Consider the following 15341-nt stretch of genomic DNA (forward strand, 5'->3'; position numbering starts at 1 on the left):
AAACCAAATGATATCCGATATAATAAACCCTAATTATTAAAATGTTATAATATTTAAATTTTTAGGTTGTAAACAATAATCCTATGACAGATGGACTTTATGCATACAGAACGCTCTCATTAAATGCAGTTCTGTTTAGCTGAGGAAAGGACGGGGACGGAAGATGGGCAAGAAGATTGAATTAGAACAATTGAGGTCGCGTGTCGATGAACTAAACCTAGAATTGCTGAGGTTAATTAATGAAAGAGCCGTGCTTGTCCAAGATATTGGGCGGGTGAAAGAAAACCAAGGGGTTTACCGTTACGACCCTGTCCGTGAAAGAAGAATGCTTGATATTATTAAAGAGCATAATGATGGCCCTTTTGATAATTCAACCATTGACCATATTTTCAAAGAGATTTTTAAAGCGGGTCTTGACCTGCAACAGGATGACCATAGTAAAGCGTTATTAGTCTCTCGGAAAAAGCAGCCCCAAGACACAATTGTCACTCTGAAAGGTGAAAATATTGGCGATGGCAAACCTCACTTTGTATTTGGTCCATGTGCCGTAGAATCCTATGAGCAAGTGGCAACCGTGGCAAAATCAATGCAGGAAAAAGGTCTAAAACTTCTGCGTGGCGGCGCTTATAAACCAAGAACTTCTCCATATGATTTCCAAGGGTTGGGCGTTGAGGGTTTAAAAATCTTGAAACGTGTGGCTAAGGAATTTGATATGGCAGTGATCAGTGAAATAGTGAGCCCGGCGGATATTGAAATGGCTATAGATTATATCGATGTCATCCAAATTGGTGCGCGTAATATGCAAAACTTTGAACTGTTAAAAGCAGCCGGCTCGGTAAAGAAACCAATTCTGTTAAAAAGAGGAATTGCGGCGACAATCGAAGAATTTATCAATGCGGCCGAATACATTGCCGCACAAGGGAATGGGCAAATTATTCTTTGTGAGCGCGGCATAAGGACATACGAACGTGCGACAAGAAACACCCTTGATATTTCAGCAGTTCCGATTTTGAAACAGGAAACCCATTTACCTGTAATGGTTGATGTAACACACTCAACAGGTAGAAGAGATTTATTATTACCATGTGCGAAAGCAGCGATTGCGATTGGTGCAGACGGTGTTATGGCTGAGGTTCATCCAGATCCTGCCGTGGCACTCTCGGATCAAAAGCAGCAAATGGATCTAGATCAGTTTGAAAAGTTCTATAATGAACTGCTCGCATCTAACTACGTACGACTTTAATTTCAAATGGATAGATTATATAAAAAACCTTTTGCGATTTTAGTGCAGAAGGTTTTTTATATTTTTATGATAATATTTAGTAACTTTGTGAAAAATGTTGACAAATGCAATTGCGGCTTTGAACTTCTTGTCGTATCATTAAATACATATTAAAGATTGTTTACGTTCTCACAAACAAAAACAAAAACTAAATGATTAATTTTATACAAGCTGAAGTAAAATAATGAAAACGATTTTCGTTTTAGGAGAGTGTGTTAAGTGAATATTACTATTTATGATGTAGCAAGAGAAGCCAATGTTTCAATGGCAACCGTTTCCCGTGTAGTTAACGGGAATCCGAATGTAAAGCCGGTAACTCGAAAAAAGGTGCTGGATGTAATTGATAGACTAGGCTACCGGCCGAATGCGGTTGCTAGAGGCTTGGCCAGCAAAAAGACCACAACAGTCGGGGTTATTATTCCGGATATTTCAAATATCTTTTTTGCCGAATTGGCCCGTGGGATAGAAGATATTGCAACGATGTATAAGTACAATATTATTTTAAGTAATTCGGATCAGAACAAAGATAAAGAATTGCATTTGCTCAATACAATGCTTGGTAAACAAGTGGATGGATTAGTCTTCATGGGTGGAAATATTACTGCAGAGCATGTCGAGGAATTTGGAAAATCACCTGTACCAATTGTGCTGGCAGGCTCGATCGAAGAATCAAGCACAATGCCTTCAGTAAATATTGATTATGAAGAAGCGGTTTATGACTCGATCAAGGAATTTATTGAAAAAGGTCATAAAAATATTGCTTTTGTTGTTGGACCACTTCATGAACCTAAAAATACATTCAAAAAGCTGAGAGGATATCAAAGGGCGTTAGCAGAATCCGGTATTCCTTACAATGAAGAACTAGTGGTTGAAGGAGATTATACGTACGACTCAGGGATTGAAGCGATAGAAAAGCTGCTTGAAGCCGCTGACAGGCCGACAGCTATCTTGGTAGGATCGGATGAAATGGCACTTGGCGTTGTACATGGTGCAGAGGACAAAGGCTATAAGATCCCTGAAGATTTTGAGGTAATCACATCTGACAACACCAGACTCTCACTCATGGTCCGTCCGCAGCTAACAACAATCATTCAGCCATTATATGATATCGGCGCAGTTGCGATGCGACTGTTAACTAAATTAATGAACAAAGAAAAGGTATCAGAACAAGTTGTGGTTCTTCCACATCGGATCGAACACCGACAATCAACGAAATAAGAAAATGGGTTGACCGTAATTGGTCAATCCATTTTTTTAAACCGACTCACTTCTTTGCTGGCTTCTAATTGGGTAGAGTGCTTTTTCAAGGGTTAATAAATTCTTTTCAGTGATCTCAGCTTTTCGAGGGATAGGCGTATATAAGTTATTTGGGTCGTCCCATTCCTTTGGTAATAATACTGGTGATTCCTTTTGCCAGGAATCTAACCATTCCCTTGGCAAACTTCCGTAACAGTTTGAGTTTTCTGTCATTTCAAGCCAGATTAATGCCCATGCTCTTGGGACTACCCTCCAGATATCATATCCTCCGCCGCCGACTGCAATCCATTTTCCGTTACAATATTGGTGGGCTATTTCATGCGCAAGCCTTGGGATCTCTCGGTAAATCTTCATTGTTGATGAAAGGTGTGTTAGCGGATCTAAATAATGGGAGTCTACGCCATTTTGAGTAAGAATCACATCTGGTTTAAAAAACTCAGCCACTTCTCTAAACGCTTGTGAATAGGCGTAGAGCCATGATTCATCCTCAGTAAAGGCATCGACTGGTATGTTGTAAGAATAGCCGTAGCCTAACCCCTGACCGCGCTCATTCACATTGCCGGTACCAGGAAATAAATATCTACCTGTTTCATGAATCGATAAGGTACAGACCTTTGGGTCATCATAGAAGGACCATTGAACGCCATCTCCATGATGCGCATCAGTGTCCACATATAAAACACGAGCATTATATTTTTCCTGAAGGTATTTGATGGCGACCGAGCTGTCATTATACACGCAAAATCCTGATGCTTTTCCCCTGAATCCGTGATGCAAACCCCCACCAAGATGGAGTGAATGGAGTGACTTTCCAGTCATTACCTCGTCGACGGCCGTTAATGTACCGCCCACAAGTAGGGCGCTTGCTTCATGCATGTTAGGAAATATAGGAGTATCTTCTGTGCCAATGCCATAGTTTTCGGCTATCTCTAAGGGTAATTGGCCATTCCCTGCCTTTTTTACAGCATCTATGTAGCTTGCGTCGTGTATTAAGGCTAACTCTTCCACTGTGGCCATTCTTGGCGGGATGACATCTTCTGGGTTAAGAGCATTGATCTTCTCTAATAAGTCCACTGTTAATTTAAGCCGGAATTGGTCAAAAGGATGCTGAGTGCTGAATTTATAGTTCAACGACGCTTCTGAAAAAATAAACGAACACTTATCGCTCATAGTGAAATCCCCGGAAGATTGGGCCATAATACATGGAAGCCCGCCTGTCTTAGGTCTTGAATTAATACGGTAGGATTCATTGTTTGCAATCTAATCACTAGTATTTTAAATTGCTCATCCGTTTTATCAGGATAAACCAATACACTCAAAATATTTGCTTTCCGGTTTTTAATCACAGCGGTAATTTCACTGAGCTTACCAGCAAGATTAGGAATCTTAATTTCAATTTGTGAGCCTGGCTGATGGGCCCCTGTTAATTCAACCAATGTCCGCAGCAAATCTGTTTCGGTCAAAATTCCAACCAATTCACGGTTATTTATGATTGGAAGACAGCTGATTTTATGCTCATAGAAAAGGCCTGCCACTTCCTCGACGAAATCAAGTGGGTGTCCAGTAATGACATTTCGTTCCATAATCGCCTCAAGTGGCTTTTTCATGTCTTCCGGATGCTCATTTGCATGAAAAATGGATGGAGTCGCCTCATGTATTTTCGAAACAGTGACAAGTCCAACTAAATGATTCTCTTGATTAATTATTGGAATATGACGTATTTTTCTAGACTCCATTAATTGGATTGCATCTGCAATGGTATCTGTTGGCAGAAGTGTTGCAACATCAGTTTTCATGATTTGTTCTACGATCATTAAAAAATCCCCCTTACCCAGAAAATATCAGAAAAATAATTAGTACATAAACCGGTTCATAAATCTGAGACGATCAAATTTTTGGATAGTTTCTGTATCAATTCTTTTACCCATCCTAGCCATGAGACAGTTGGCAGGGTGCGAACAAATTTCAGGATCATCGGTTGCATACCACTCAAGGCCGCCCGCATTCATCATTTTCTCCATGATCTTTCTGTACTCCCACACATTTAGTTTGGTCCCCTTTAAATCCCAGTGCCAATAATACTCAGTGGTAATGGTAAGATAATCTTCCATCGCATCATCCATCATCGAGACAATTAATAGGTTTTTCCCAACAGCGCAACCTCTAAATTGAGGAATTACCTCGATGGCCCCTAATTCGATTAAATTATCCATTTTCCCTTCTGACCATCGTTCAAGCGGATCGGGATATAGAAAAGTAGCATAACCAATAATGGTGTTCCGGTGTCTAGCAATAATAATTCTGCCTTCGGGAAGCTCTGCAATTCCAACTAAAGCCTGATGCTGCTGCGCTGGCGGACGAAATGCAATGAGATCCTCATGAAATTCGTAGCCGGCAAGCTTATCTGAAGTTATAGGCCCTTCAACAATTAAAGACCCATGAGGTGTTTTTAATTGTTTGGCATTGTATGTCTTTTTGTGTTCCATACGGTCACCTACCTTGGAAAAATGATTCCATTAATAATTCTATTATACATAAAATCTATTAGGTAAAAGTAACTTCACAAAATTTTCTGTCTTAAAGTAAATAATTATTGACTTTTTGTATATAAAAGTAAAAAAATAAATATATAATACAATTTTAAAAATTGTGAATTGTTTATATTTGTACTATAATAATTTACAATAAGGCCAAAGGGGGAGCATTAATGAAAGTGGAAGCGTTGCCAGTTGTTCAAGGGGATCATAATCTAGGTAATTATCAAGAAGTGTACAAGCAATTTGACTGGAAAGAAACTGAAAAAGAGTTTACATGGAGTGAAACGGGGCTTGTCAATATGGCATATGAGGCCATTGACCGTCATGCGAAGACCTTTCGTAAAAATAAAGTGGCTCTTTACTATCGTGATGGTGCTAGAAATGAGAAGTACACCTTTAAGGAAATGAAAGAGTTATCAAACAAAGCCGGAAATGTGTTGAAAACATACGGAGATGTAGAAAAAGGTGACCGTGTTTTTATTTTTATGCCGCGCTCTCCTGAACTTTACTTTACGGTTTTAGGTGCCATTAAACTTGGGGCAATCGTTGGCCCTTTATTTGAAGCATTCATGGAAGGGGCTGTCAGGGACCGTCTGCAAGACAGTGAAGCAAAAGTTTTGGTGACGACTCCTGAACTGTTAGACCGGGTACCGGTACAAGACCTGCCTGCTTTGAAGCATATTTTCCTCATTGGAAGTAATGTGGATGAACAAGGTCCATATATTGATTTCTTGAAAAAATTTGAAGGAGCAAGTAAGAATCTTCGTATTGAATGGGTGGACAGAACGGACGGTCTAATCCTCCATTACACATCTGGCTCTACTGGTAAACCAAAAGGCGTTTTGCATGTACATAATGCAATGATTCAGCATTATCAAACAGCTAAATGGGTTCTTGATTTAAAAGAAGACGATGTGTACTGGTGTACAGCGGACCCAGGCTGGGTAACAGGGACCACCTACGGAATCTTTGGACCATGGCTAACAGGAACCTCGAACGTAATTGTTGGCGGCCGCTTTAGTCCTGAATCTTGGTACCAAATGATTGAAGACTTCGGGGTAACGGTATGGTACAGTGCACCAACGGCATTTCGGATGTTAATGGGTGCAGGCGATGAATTAGTAAAGAAATTTGATTTGAGCAGCCTCCGCCATGTCCTAAGCGTGGGTGAACCATTGAACCCAGAGGTGGTTAAGTGGGGGTCAAAGGTATTCAATAAGCGTATTCATGATAATTGGTGGATGACTGAAACTGGTGCTCAGCTTATTAGTAACTATCCATGTATGGAGATCAAACCTGGTTCGATGGGAAAACCGATTCCAGGTGTAGAGGCAGCGATTGTTGACAATCAAGGGATTGAACTGCCGCCATATCGGATGGGGAACCTTGCGATTAAAAAAGGCTGGCCTTCGATGATGCATACCATTTGGAATAATCCGGAGAAGTATGAATCTTACTTTATGCCTGGTGACTGGTACGTGTCAGGAGATTCTGCTTACATGGATGAAGATGGATATTTTTGGTTCCAGGGCCGTGTCGATGACGTCATTATGACCTCAGGCGAGCGCGTTGGACCATTTGAAGTAGAAAGCAAGCTTGTCGAGCATCCTGCTGTTGCTGAAGCCGGTGTCATCGGCAAACCGGACCCGGTTCGCGGTGAAATCATTAAGGCATTCATTGCTCTCAGAGACGGCTATGAAGCAACGGACGAACTAAAAGAAGAAATCCGCCAATTTGTAAAAAGAGGTCTGGCGGCCCATGCAGCCCCACGTGAAATTGATTTCCGTGATAAACTGCCGAAAACAAGAAGTGGTAAGATTATGAGACGTGTGTTAAAGGCCTGGGAGCTTAACCTGCCAACAGGTGATCTTTCGACAATGGAGGATTAATTAGTCCCGAAAAACCCGCACCGAAAATCGGTGCGGGTTTACTTTAGAGGTGCAAACATTATAAAAAACATAGGAAACGCACTTGAATTCACAATATAAATCACAGGTTTTTTTATAGACTATCAACATTTTGGCGAATTTTAATTGCTAATTGTTCCCTAATCCACAGGGTAAATCACAGGGGATGAAATAATTATTGGATTTAGTACATGGATTATGTTGGGATTACAAAGATTGTTGGATTTAATTATAATGGGTAACCTTCAAGGGCATGTAGAGTCCTTCAGGATTAGAAGGGCTGGGGAGATGCCGCAGATGGAAGGTTCCCACAACGCATCTAAATGAGATTCACTTGGGTTTTTTATAAAAGAAGTCTTATCCTTAATCGAGTAACCATTGGTACTTAAAATAAGCGGAGATTTTCCGGTTAAGCAAAGCAAAATTGCCCATTTTCATGTTTTTTGAACCAATAGTCGGAATTCTTCCGTCTATTTAGGCTATTTTCAGTGCTATTTGATAAATAAGAGGAATTTCTCCGCTTATTATCCAACTCGTTTTAGCGTCAAATGAACTTGTACAACTTACTGGTGCTTTTATGAAAAAAGGCTTAGAGATATGTGCATCTCTAAGCCCTTTTTACGGTGCTATTTACTGTTGGGTTGATGGATCAGTTGGTTCTGTTGGTTCAGTTTGAACCTTAGGGTCTGTGGGTACGTTCGGCTTAGTTGGATCTACAGGTGGGATTACTTTAACCCCTGCTTCCACCAAATTCGATGGGGCCGACTCTTTACCAGCAATATCCACTGCTGTTACATAAAAGGAACCAGTACCAACTTTTAATGATCGTTTAGAACCATTGACTACACTGCCTACTTTTTTAGAGCTTACTCCGCCTTGATAGACCCGGTACCCAACTACATCATTGTCACCGGATTTAGACCATGATAAGGTATTGCCTTTTACTTTTACGCTGACACGAACAGGGTTCTTCCCGTTATCATACATTTTTGCAGTTGAAACGAGAATTTTTCCCCAACGGTCCTTTTGTGGAATAAGTTGACTGTAATTATGGAAGTTACTGCCAACCATTCTTCTAATGAAATCAGGATTTAAGATAAGACCAAATTGGGCAAACTCTTTTGGGGTGGAATCCAGAGCTAAATATTTTTTGTCACCCACCATAACAAATTTTCCTTCAATTAAGCTGTCATCCACTTTTCTTGGTACATTATTGACATTGAAATAATCAGATTCAATTAAGCCAGCTTTTGAACAAGCCTCCGAAGGAAGCATTCCTGAAACAGCGCAAAAAGAGCGCCTTACAATTCCTTTTGGCATTTTAAACGATTTCTTAGGAGCAATTAAATCAGGTCGGATTTTATAAGCTGCGTTCATTAATTGAGCCCAAAGAGTATTGGTCCGACTGCTATAGGACATTCCAGAGGTCTGGAGTGATTTTGGTGTATCATATCCTCTCCAGAGACCAAAGGTAACGTTAGGGTTTGAAGCAACAAACCAGGAGTCTATATACTGATTTCCCGTCCCTGTTTTCCCAGCCCAGTCAGCACTGAAATTTAGTTGATTTCTAACACTTGCTGCCGTTCCCATAGTAACAACGTCTCGCATCATATCGATTGTTAAATAAGCTGTTTGCGGTTTAAAGACTTTAACAGGTTTTACTTGGTGCTGATAGATGACCTTGCCGTTTTTATCGACAATTTTATCAATCATATAGGCATCAATAAATTTTCCATCATTAGCAAAGGTACTAAAAGCATTTGTATTTTCTTCAATCGTTACTCCATTTGTCATGGAGCCGATGGAAGTAGCTAGATTGATATAATCGTCTTTTGTTAAAGAGGTAAATCCCATTTTTTCAAGATACTTGGCAGGCCGTTGATCCACAATACTTTTGTAAAGTTTAACCGCTGGAACGTTATAGGATTTCGCCAGGGCATATCTTGCGGAAACCAATCCGCTGTACCGATAGTCATAGTTTTGCGGCCATGGGTCACTTCTACCGGGTGCTAAGCTTAACGCTACGTTTGGCAGCGGTGTCCCCGGAGCTGCTTTTCCTAACTCCATCGCTGGAGCGTAAATAAGAAGAGGTTTCATGGTAGAACCGTTTTGTCTGATTGCATTAGTTGCGTGATTTAGCTGTTGATCATCATAATTCCTTCCAGCAACAAAACTGATTATCTTTCCAGTCTTATTTTCGATCAGTTCCGCACCAACTTCAGCAGGCTCCATCACTGTTTTTATTTCTCCAGTTTCTGGATCCTTTTTTTCCTGAGGTTTATCAGGACCATAATATGGATATTTATCCTTAACCTTCTGCATCGCATCATATACTTTTTTGTCAATAGTTGAATGAATTTGATAGCCATTTTGACGCAGAGCATTACGAGCTAGAATATGATACTTATAGGTTAGATTATCATCGTTCTTCAAGTCCTTCTCTGATATCCCATCCTTTTTTGCTAAGACGGTGGTTAGGACTTCGATTGAACGCTTTTCGATTTCAACTGTTAACCAAGGGTATTTTTCCAGTGGGTTAGCAATCGGTTTAATAAAATCCTTTTTAATATCGTAGGCAGAGGCTTCTGCATATTGTTTTTCGGTAATATAGCCACCGTCAAACATTCTCTTTAGGACGGTTTTCATCCGATTAAGACCTGGTTCAAGATACTTCGGTTCTTTTATAGTACCTTCTCTTGTAAAGGGGGTATAACCGAATGGGCTTTGCGGCAATCCGGCAATGAAGGCGGCTTGTGGAAGTGTTAAATCACTCGCCTTTTTACCAAAAATCCCTTTTGCAGCTGCTTGGACACCGGCAATGTTTCGCCCAGACGAATTTCTTCCTAACGTAGACACGTTGAGATAAGCTTCAAGAATTTCTTTTTTATCAAAAAATTTCTCTAAACGAAGAGCAAGTAAAATTTCATTGGCTTTCCTTTGAAACGAGACTTCATTTGTTAAAATTTGGTTTTTTATTAACTGCTGTGTTAATGTACTGCCGCCTGATTGAACGGCAGAGTTAGTTACTTCTTGGAAAACGGCTCGAAATACAGCTTTCGGGACAACACCCTTATGCTTATAGAAGTATTCGTCTTCGGTAGCAACTACGGCATTGACCAAATCATTCGAAACATCGTCCAATTTTACTTCTTCTCGTTCTAAGTCGGTATGAAGTTTACCAAGATAAGTATTGTTTGCAAAATATAACTCAGATGTTTCTGTATAATTATAAATATCTTTTTTCATGCTATCATACGATCGGACAGGTTCCTCTTTCACTAATGAGGCAAAATAACCTGCGCCCACACCAGTTGCAAATGATCCGCCAAGGATTACGACAGTTAATACAAGTAGAAACAAGTTCCAAACGACTTGATATGTGATTCGTGCTCGTTTAACCGTTTTTTTATGGGTAAATATATTCAATACGGATTTTGCTTTTTCGATCCAGGCTTTTAATTTTTCAACCATCTATAGTATCACCTCATCTAAAATCAAGTACATTATAGCATATCAAAGGTATAAAAACTGACAAAGTTCTACATTTATCTGAAATTTCCAGTTATCTTGACAAGGAACATAAATTATGATAAAAAAAACTATACATTAATTTTATATTAAAGCTATGAAGGGAACCAACTGTAGTTCTTCTATCCCTGTTTCAAGAGAGTCAGCGGTGGTGCAAGCTGATACATATAGAAGAATGAATTACGTCCTTGAGCTTTCTCTGTGAAAATGGAATGGTAGTAGCAGAGAACGGTCTAAACCGTTAATTTATTTGAGTTGGAGGAATTTTCCTCAAGCTGGGTGGTACCGCGTAATTATACGTCCCTGCATTTTTTGCAGGGGCGTTTTTATTTTTTCATCAAAATTGGAGGGAATAGGAATGGATTTATTACAAGATTTAGCTTGGAGAGGAATTATCTACCAGCAAACCGATGAAGAAGGTTTAAAGGATTCATTGAACAAGGAACCAATCTCATTATACTGCGGTGTCGACCCGACAGCAGATAGTATGCATATCGGCCACTTATTGCCGTTTTTAACGCTAAGGAGATTTCAACAGCATGGACACCGTCCGATTGTTTTAGTTGGCGGGGCAACAGGCTTGATTGGCGACCCAAGTGGAAAAAGTGAAGAACGAAAGCTGTTAACACTTGAAATCGTTCAAGATAACGTAGCGGGTATTAAGAAACAGTTGGAATCTATTTTCGAATTTGAAGGTGAAAATGGGGCAATCATGGTTAATAACTATGATTGGGCAGGCTCAATGGATATTGTTACTTTCTTGCGTGATATTGGTAAGCATATCGGAGTCAATTACATGCTGGCGAAGGATACGATTGCATCAAGGCTAGAGACGGGAATTTCATTTACCGAATTCACCTACACCATTCTTCAAGCGATGGATTTCCTTCATTTATATGAGCAGCATAATTGTAAATTGCAAATTGGCGGCAGTGACCAGTGGGGGAACATCACTTCAGGGTTGGAATTAATTCGGAAGGTTCAACCAGAAGGTGCGAAGGCATATGGTTTAACAATCCCGCTTGTCACAAAAGCCGACGGTACAAAGTTTGGGAAAACGGAAAGTGGTGCAGTTTGGTTAGACCCGGAAAAAACAACTCCTTACGAGTTCTACCAGTTCTGGATTAATACCGCTGATGCTGATGTCGTTAAATACTTAAAGATTTTCACATTCTTATCGCATGAGGAAATCGAACAATTAGATAAAGCAGTTCAGGAAGAGCCGCATCTTCGTAAGGCTCAAAAGGTGCTAGCAGAAGAACTGACTCGTTTGATTCACGGTGAAGATTCCTTACAGCAAGCTATTAAAATTTCGCAGGCGTTGTTCAGTGGGGATGTAAGTAGTCTTTCTGCTGCAGAAATTGAGCAGGGCTTTAAAGATGTGCCAGCTTACTCTTCACAAAATGAGGAAAATTTAGTCGATCTTTTGGTTGCGGCAAAAATATCCCCATCTAAGCGACAGGCTCGCGAAGACATTGCTAATGGTGCGGTTACGGTTAATGGTGAAAAAATCACCGACCCTGCTTATGCCCTTACTGAAAAGGATCAGATTGACGGTCGGTTTACGATTATTAGACGAGGAAAAAAGAAATACACGTTAATTAAACACTAATTTATAAGGGGCTTTGGAGATCAAGGCCCTTTTTTTCTAATGCAAAGATATCCATGTAACAATAGGTTAGTATAATTCGTCTAATATATAAGGAACTAATAGGGGGCTAATAGATTGAAAATTTTATTACACTCAGTATTTATTATACTCATCGCTCTTGTTACCTTTTTCGGACTTGGTCCTGTTTTATTTGCAGATGGGATTTTACAAGAAAGATTATGGACAGCAGCAATCGTATTGGTTATTTATATAATCCTGATGTTTTTATATCGGAAATCTATTCACTGGGTCAATCGAAGATAGTAATTAGAAAAAGCCCTCAGCCAAACCGTTAGGGGTTTCCTTTTCCGGGTGCTTTCATATTAAGTGACATAAGAAAAGACGTATGAATTGGCATACGTCTTTTCTTATCGATGGGCGGGGAGGTTAAACTCCCGAGCTGATAAATAGACGGAAAGATTCTGTCTATTTAGAAAATAGCTTTGAAAAAGGCTTAAATAGGCGGAGAGATTCCGCCTATTTACTCGAAAAATTCAAAAATGGGAGATTCAGCTTTGCATAAGCGGAAAATCTCCGCTTAAATACCCCAAAACGACCTCTATTCTGCATTTAACCGGAAATTCTCCGCTTATTTTACTTTTGCTGATTAACCTCAACTTATGCATTCCAACAATATTTTTTCAAACAAATGAGTTGCAGATTTTACACCTGAATAACGAGAAAAAACCCTCATGCCATATAGCATGAGGGTTTTGACCTTATTAACGTGAGTAGAACTCGACGATAAGTGTTTCGTTGATTTCAGCTGGCAATTCAGAGCGCTCTGGTAAGCGAGTGAATGTACCTTCTAATTTGTCTACATCAAAAGTTAAGAAATCAGGAACGAAGTTATTAACTTCAACAGCTTCTTTCACAACATCAAGATTGCGTGACTTTTCACGAAGGCTGATTGTTTGACCAGCTTTCAAACGGTATGATGGGATATCTACACGAGCACCATCAACCATAATATGACCATGGTTAACTAATTGACGAGCTGCACGACGAGTGCGAGCAAGACCTAAACGGTAAACAACGTTGTCAAGACGTGATTCAAGAAGAACCATGAAGTTTTCACCGTGTACGCCGCCTAATTTACCTGCTTTATCAAAAAGATTACGGAATTGACGCTCAGTTACGCCATACATATGACGAAGCTTTTGCTTCTCTTGTAATTGTAATCCGTATTCAGAAAGCTTTTTGCGTTGGTTTGGACCATGTTGTCCAGGAGCGTAAGGACGCTTTTCTAATTCTTTACCTGTGCCGCTTAGAGAGATTCCAAGACGACGGGAAATTTTCCAGCTTGAGCCAGTATAACGAGCCATGAATGACTCCTCCTTCGTGTTTTTATTTTGGTAAAATAAAAACCGTTATGAGACGCTTTACAGCCATTTTGTTTTCATGCACCTTCGCCCTAGCAGCAGAGGGTTACAAGATACACCATCAAATAAAAGCAATATGCCTTCATGAGGAACAAAATGAGACGAATAAAGTTTTCACATAGGCTGCAATATTTTACACAAGGAGTATTATATAATTTTTATACCTTTAAAGTCAAGTATATTTTTAAGTAGTCGCAACATGTGAATTTTTTGTCGGAAAAATTATTTTATCAAAATTAATAATTTATACAAATATATATCGCCAAAGTGTCTGAAGATTAACTATAATTAGGGTACAATGTATAAATCTGGAATTAGATCAGGTGGAACCTATATGGAAATTCTCGAATGCAATGATTTACATGTGCAAGTTAATAGATATAAACAATTAATACTAATTATAGAAAAGCTTCATTCCTTTCTTGATGTAAATATCCTCTTGGGAGAATTTTGCTTAGCCCTGAAGGAAGTGTACCCTGACTTCTCATTTTCCTTATTGCTCTCACAGGATACTTATAACCACAGTGACCTTCCCATTATAGATCTTGAATATGATAGTGAAAATATTGCTGCCATTAAAGCCTATGCAACGGGTGAGCTTCAATTTGAATTTTCATCTTCTAACAAACATGCTATTATTTATGCGCCATTAAAAGGAAAGCAGGTTACTTATGGAGTATTGCAGTTAATTGCAGTGGATACCACTGAATTTCCGGCAAATGAGGTGGAGTTTTTAAGCTTATTGGCTGAATCTGTAGGAAGCTCTATAGAAAATGCTCACCTTTATCAACAGTCAAAGCAAGAAATCGCCAATTTACAACTAATCAACGAAACTTCTCACAGTTTAAATTCTAACCTGCGTTTGGTTGATACGATGACATATATGTCAGAACAAATTATCGCCTCTATTGATGCGCAAGAAGTTGGCTTTTTCTTATTCTTAAATGAACAAGTAAATGTAAAAATACTCCCAGGCTCAACTCCATACTTTTACACTAAACAAGCCCAAATCTATATTGATTATATAAAGGGAAAAATCGAATTAGATAAAAATCCTATATTTATTGGTGATAGCAATTTGCAAAATATAAAAAGCAAGACAAGCTTTCATTCGATTCTTGCAGTTCCAATGATTGAAAGTGAAAAATTAAAAGGTTTCTCTATAGTGATGCATAAAGAACCTTATTTCTTTTCCTTTGATACATTTAAGCTCTTGCAATCACTAATCCATCATTCGTCGCTTGCCCTAACCAATTCAATGCTTAGAGAAGAGTTAGAACATATGGTTATTACAGACCATCTTACCAAGCTCCATTCCCGCAAGTTTTTAGATGATAAGATTCAGTGGTCAATGAAAGAGTCTGAAGAGGGCACCTTTATCTTAATTGATATTGATAATTTTAAAGAACTAAATGATACATATGGACACCAGGTTGGAGATAAAGTTCTAGTACAGGTAGCAAACCTTATTAAACGTAACATTCGTGGCGAAGATATAGGGGCCCGTTGGGGTGGGGAAGAATTGGCCCTTTATCTCCCTGGGGTTCCTTTAGACAGGGGAGCAGCTATTGCTGAAAGATTAGTCAAAAAAGTATCTGAATGCTCTGATCCGCATATTACAGTGTCATGTGGTGTTTCTTATTGGAATAAGGAGCAGCTCGATGCCTATAATTACTTATTTAAACGAGCAGATGAAGCATTGTATATTGCAAAAGGAACCGGGAAGAACAGGGTGGTCATTCAAAAAGATAATATAAGAGTAAGTTAGGGGGGGCACATTTAGGAGTGCCCTAACGA

Annotated in this window: 11 protein-coding genes and 1 other annotated feature; of the genes, 6 read left to right on the top strand and 5 right to left on the bottom strand. The window is 39.3% G+C overall.

Annotated elements, in window-relative coordinates; all coding sequences use genetic code 11:
* The first annotated feature begins 163 nt into the window (after nt 1–163).
* Nucleotides 164–1243 carry a bifunctional 3-deoxy-7-phosphoheptulonate synthase/chorismate mutase gene (locus RCG22_RS21015; protein WP_098260099.1) on the top strand — a complete coding sequence of 360 codons (1080 nt, stop codon included), beginning with the start codon at nt 164–166 and terminating at the stop codon, nt 1241–1243.
* 258 nt (nt 1244–1501) lie between these two features.
* On the top strand, nt 1502–2500 hold the full coding sequence (ccpA, locus tag RCG22_RS21020; protein WP_098260098.1) for a catabolite control protein A: 999 nt from the start codon (nt 1502–1504) through the stop codon (nt 2498–2500).
* 36 nt (nt 2501–2536) lie between these two features.
* Here ccpA and RCG22_RS21025 read toward each other — a convergent pair whose 3' ends face one another.
* Genes RCG22_RS21025 through RCG22_RS21035 form a run of 3 tightly spaced genes read right to left on the bottom strand, consistent with a single transcriptional unit; the run spans nt 2537 to nt 5025 of the window.
* Entirely contained in the window at nt 2537–3709 is a 1173-nt protein-coding gene (locus RCG22_RS21025) for an acetoin utilization protein AcuC (protein ID WP_308104554.1), read from the bottom strand.
* Nucleotides 3706–4353 carry an acetoin utilization AcuB family protein gene (locus tag RCG22_RS21030; RefSeq protein ID WP_098260096.1) on the bottom strand — a complete coding sequence of 216 codons (648 nt, stop codon included), beginning with the start codon at nt 4351–4353 and terminating at the stop codon, nt 3706–3708. Before RCG22_RS21030 ends, RCG22_RS21025 begins: the two co-directional genes overlap by 4 nt.
* A 39-nt stretch (nt 4354–4392) precedes the next feature.
* Nucleotides 4393–5025, bottom strand: a complete 633-nt coding sequence (locus RCG22_RS21035; RefSeq protein WP_308104555.1) for a GNAT family N-acetyltransferase — start codon at nt 5023–5025, stop codon at nt 4393–4395.
* Nucleotides 5026–5246: 221 nt separating this feature from the next.
* Here RCG22_RS21035 and acsA point away from each other — a divergent pair, with 221 nt between their 5' ends.
* Nucleotides 5247–6965 (top strand): acetate--CoA ligase, encoded by a 1719-nt coding sequence (gene acsA, locus RCG22_RS21040; protein ID WP_308104556.1) that lies wholly within the window; start codon nt 5247–5249, stop codon nt 6963–6965.
* A gap of 648 nt (nt 6966–7613) precedes the next feature.
* Here the strand turns inward: acsA and RCG22_RS21045 are convergent.
* A complete protein-coding gene (locus RCG22_RS21045; protein WP_308104557.1) occupies nt 7614–10454 on the bottom strand; it encodes a transglycosylase domain-containing protein in 2841 nt (946 codons plus the stop codon).
* Between the two features lie 145 nt (nt 10455–10599).
* Nucleotides 10600–10819 (top strand) — a binding site (T-box leader).
* Nucleotides 10820–10869: 50 nt separating this feature from the next.
* On the opposite strand from RCG22_RS21045, the gene tyrS reads away from it, so the two are divergent.
* Nucleotides 10870–12123 (top strand): tyrosine--tRNA ligase, encoded by a 1254-nt coding sequence (tyrS, locus tag RCG22_RS21050; protein WP_308104558.1) that lies wholly within the window; start codon nt 10870–10872, stop codon nt 12121–12123.
* A gap of 114 nt (nt 12124–12237) precedes the next feature.
* Complete coding sequence (locus RCG22_RS21055) at nt 12238–12426, top strand: DUF6954 family protein (protein ID WP_308104560.1); 189 nt, start codon at nt 12238–12240, stop codon at nt 12424–12426.
* 458 nt (nt 12427–12884) lie between these two features.
* Here RCG22_RS21055 and rpsD read toward each other — a convergent pair whose 3' ends face one another.
* Entirely contained in the window at nt 12885–13487 is a 603-nt protein-coding gene (rpsD, locus tag RCG22_RS21060; protein WP_308104561.1) for a 30S ribosomal protein S4, read from the bottom strand.
* A gap of 391 nt (nt 13488–13878) precedes the next feature.
* Between rpsD and RCG22_RS21065 the strand changes: the two genes are divergently transcribed.
* On the top strand, nt 13879–15312 hold the full coding sequence (locus RCG22_RS21065) for a sensor domain-containing diguanylate cyclase (RefSeq protein WP_308104563.1): 1434 nt from the start codon (nt 13879–13881) through the stop codon (nt 15310–15312).
* The last annotated feature ends 29 nt before the right edge of the window (nt 15313–15341 follow it).

This window comes from Neobacillus nitrireducens (assembly GCF_030915405.1).
GTDB lineage: Bacteria > Bacillota > Bacilli > Bacillales > Cytobacillaceae > Neobacillus.

Excerpts from the sequence above, each read along its gene's own strand:
- RCG22_RS21015 (WP_098260099.1), top strand. The coding sequence starts at position 164 with ATGGGCAAGAAGATTGAATTAGAACAATTGAGGTCGCGTGTCGATGAA.
- RCG22_RS21025 (WP_308104554.1), bottom strand. The coding sequence starts at position 3,709 with ATGAGCGATAAGTGTTCGTTTATTTTTTCAGAAGCGTCGTTGAACTAT.
- RCG22_RS21030 (WP_098260096.1), bottom strand. The coding sequence starts at position 4,353 with ATGATCGTAGAACAAATCATGAAAACTGATGTTGCAACACTTCTGCCA.
- RCG22_RS21035 (WP_308104555.1), bottom strand. The coding sequence starts at position 5,025 with ATGGAACACAAAAAGACATACAATGCCAAACAATTAAAAACACCTCAT.
- acsA (WP_308104556.1), top strand. The coding sequence starts at position 5,247 with ATGAAAGTGGAAGCGTTGCCAGTTGTTCAAGGGGATCATAATCTAGGT.
- RCG22_RS21045 (WP_308104557.1), bottom strand. The coding sequence starts at position 10,454 with ATGGTTGAAAAATTAAAAGCCTGGATCGAAAAAGCAAAATCCGTATTG.
- tyrS (WP_308104558.1), top strand. The coding sequence starts at position 10,870 with ATGGATTTATTACAAGATTTAGCTTGGAGAGGAATTATCTACCAGCAA.
- rpsD (WP_308104561.1), bottom strand. The coding sequence starts at position 13,487 with ATGGCTCGTTATACTGGCTCAAGCTGGAAAATTTCCCGTCGTCTTGGA.
- RCG22_RS21065 (WP_308104563.1), top strand. The coding sequence starts at position 13,879 with ATGGAAATTCTCGAATGCAATGATTTACATGTGCAAGTTAATAGATAT.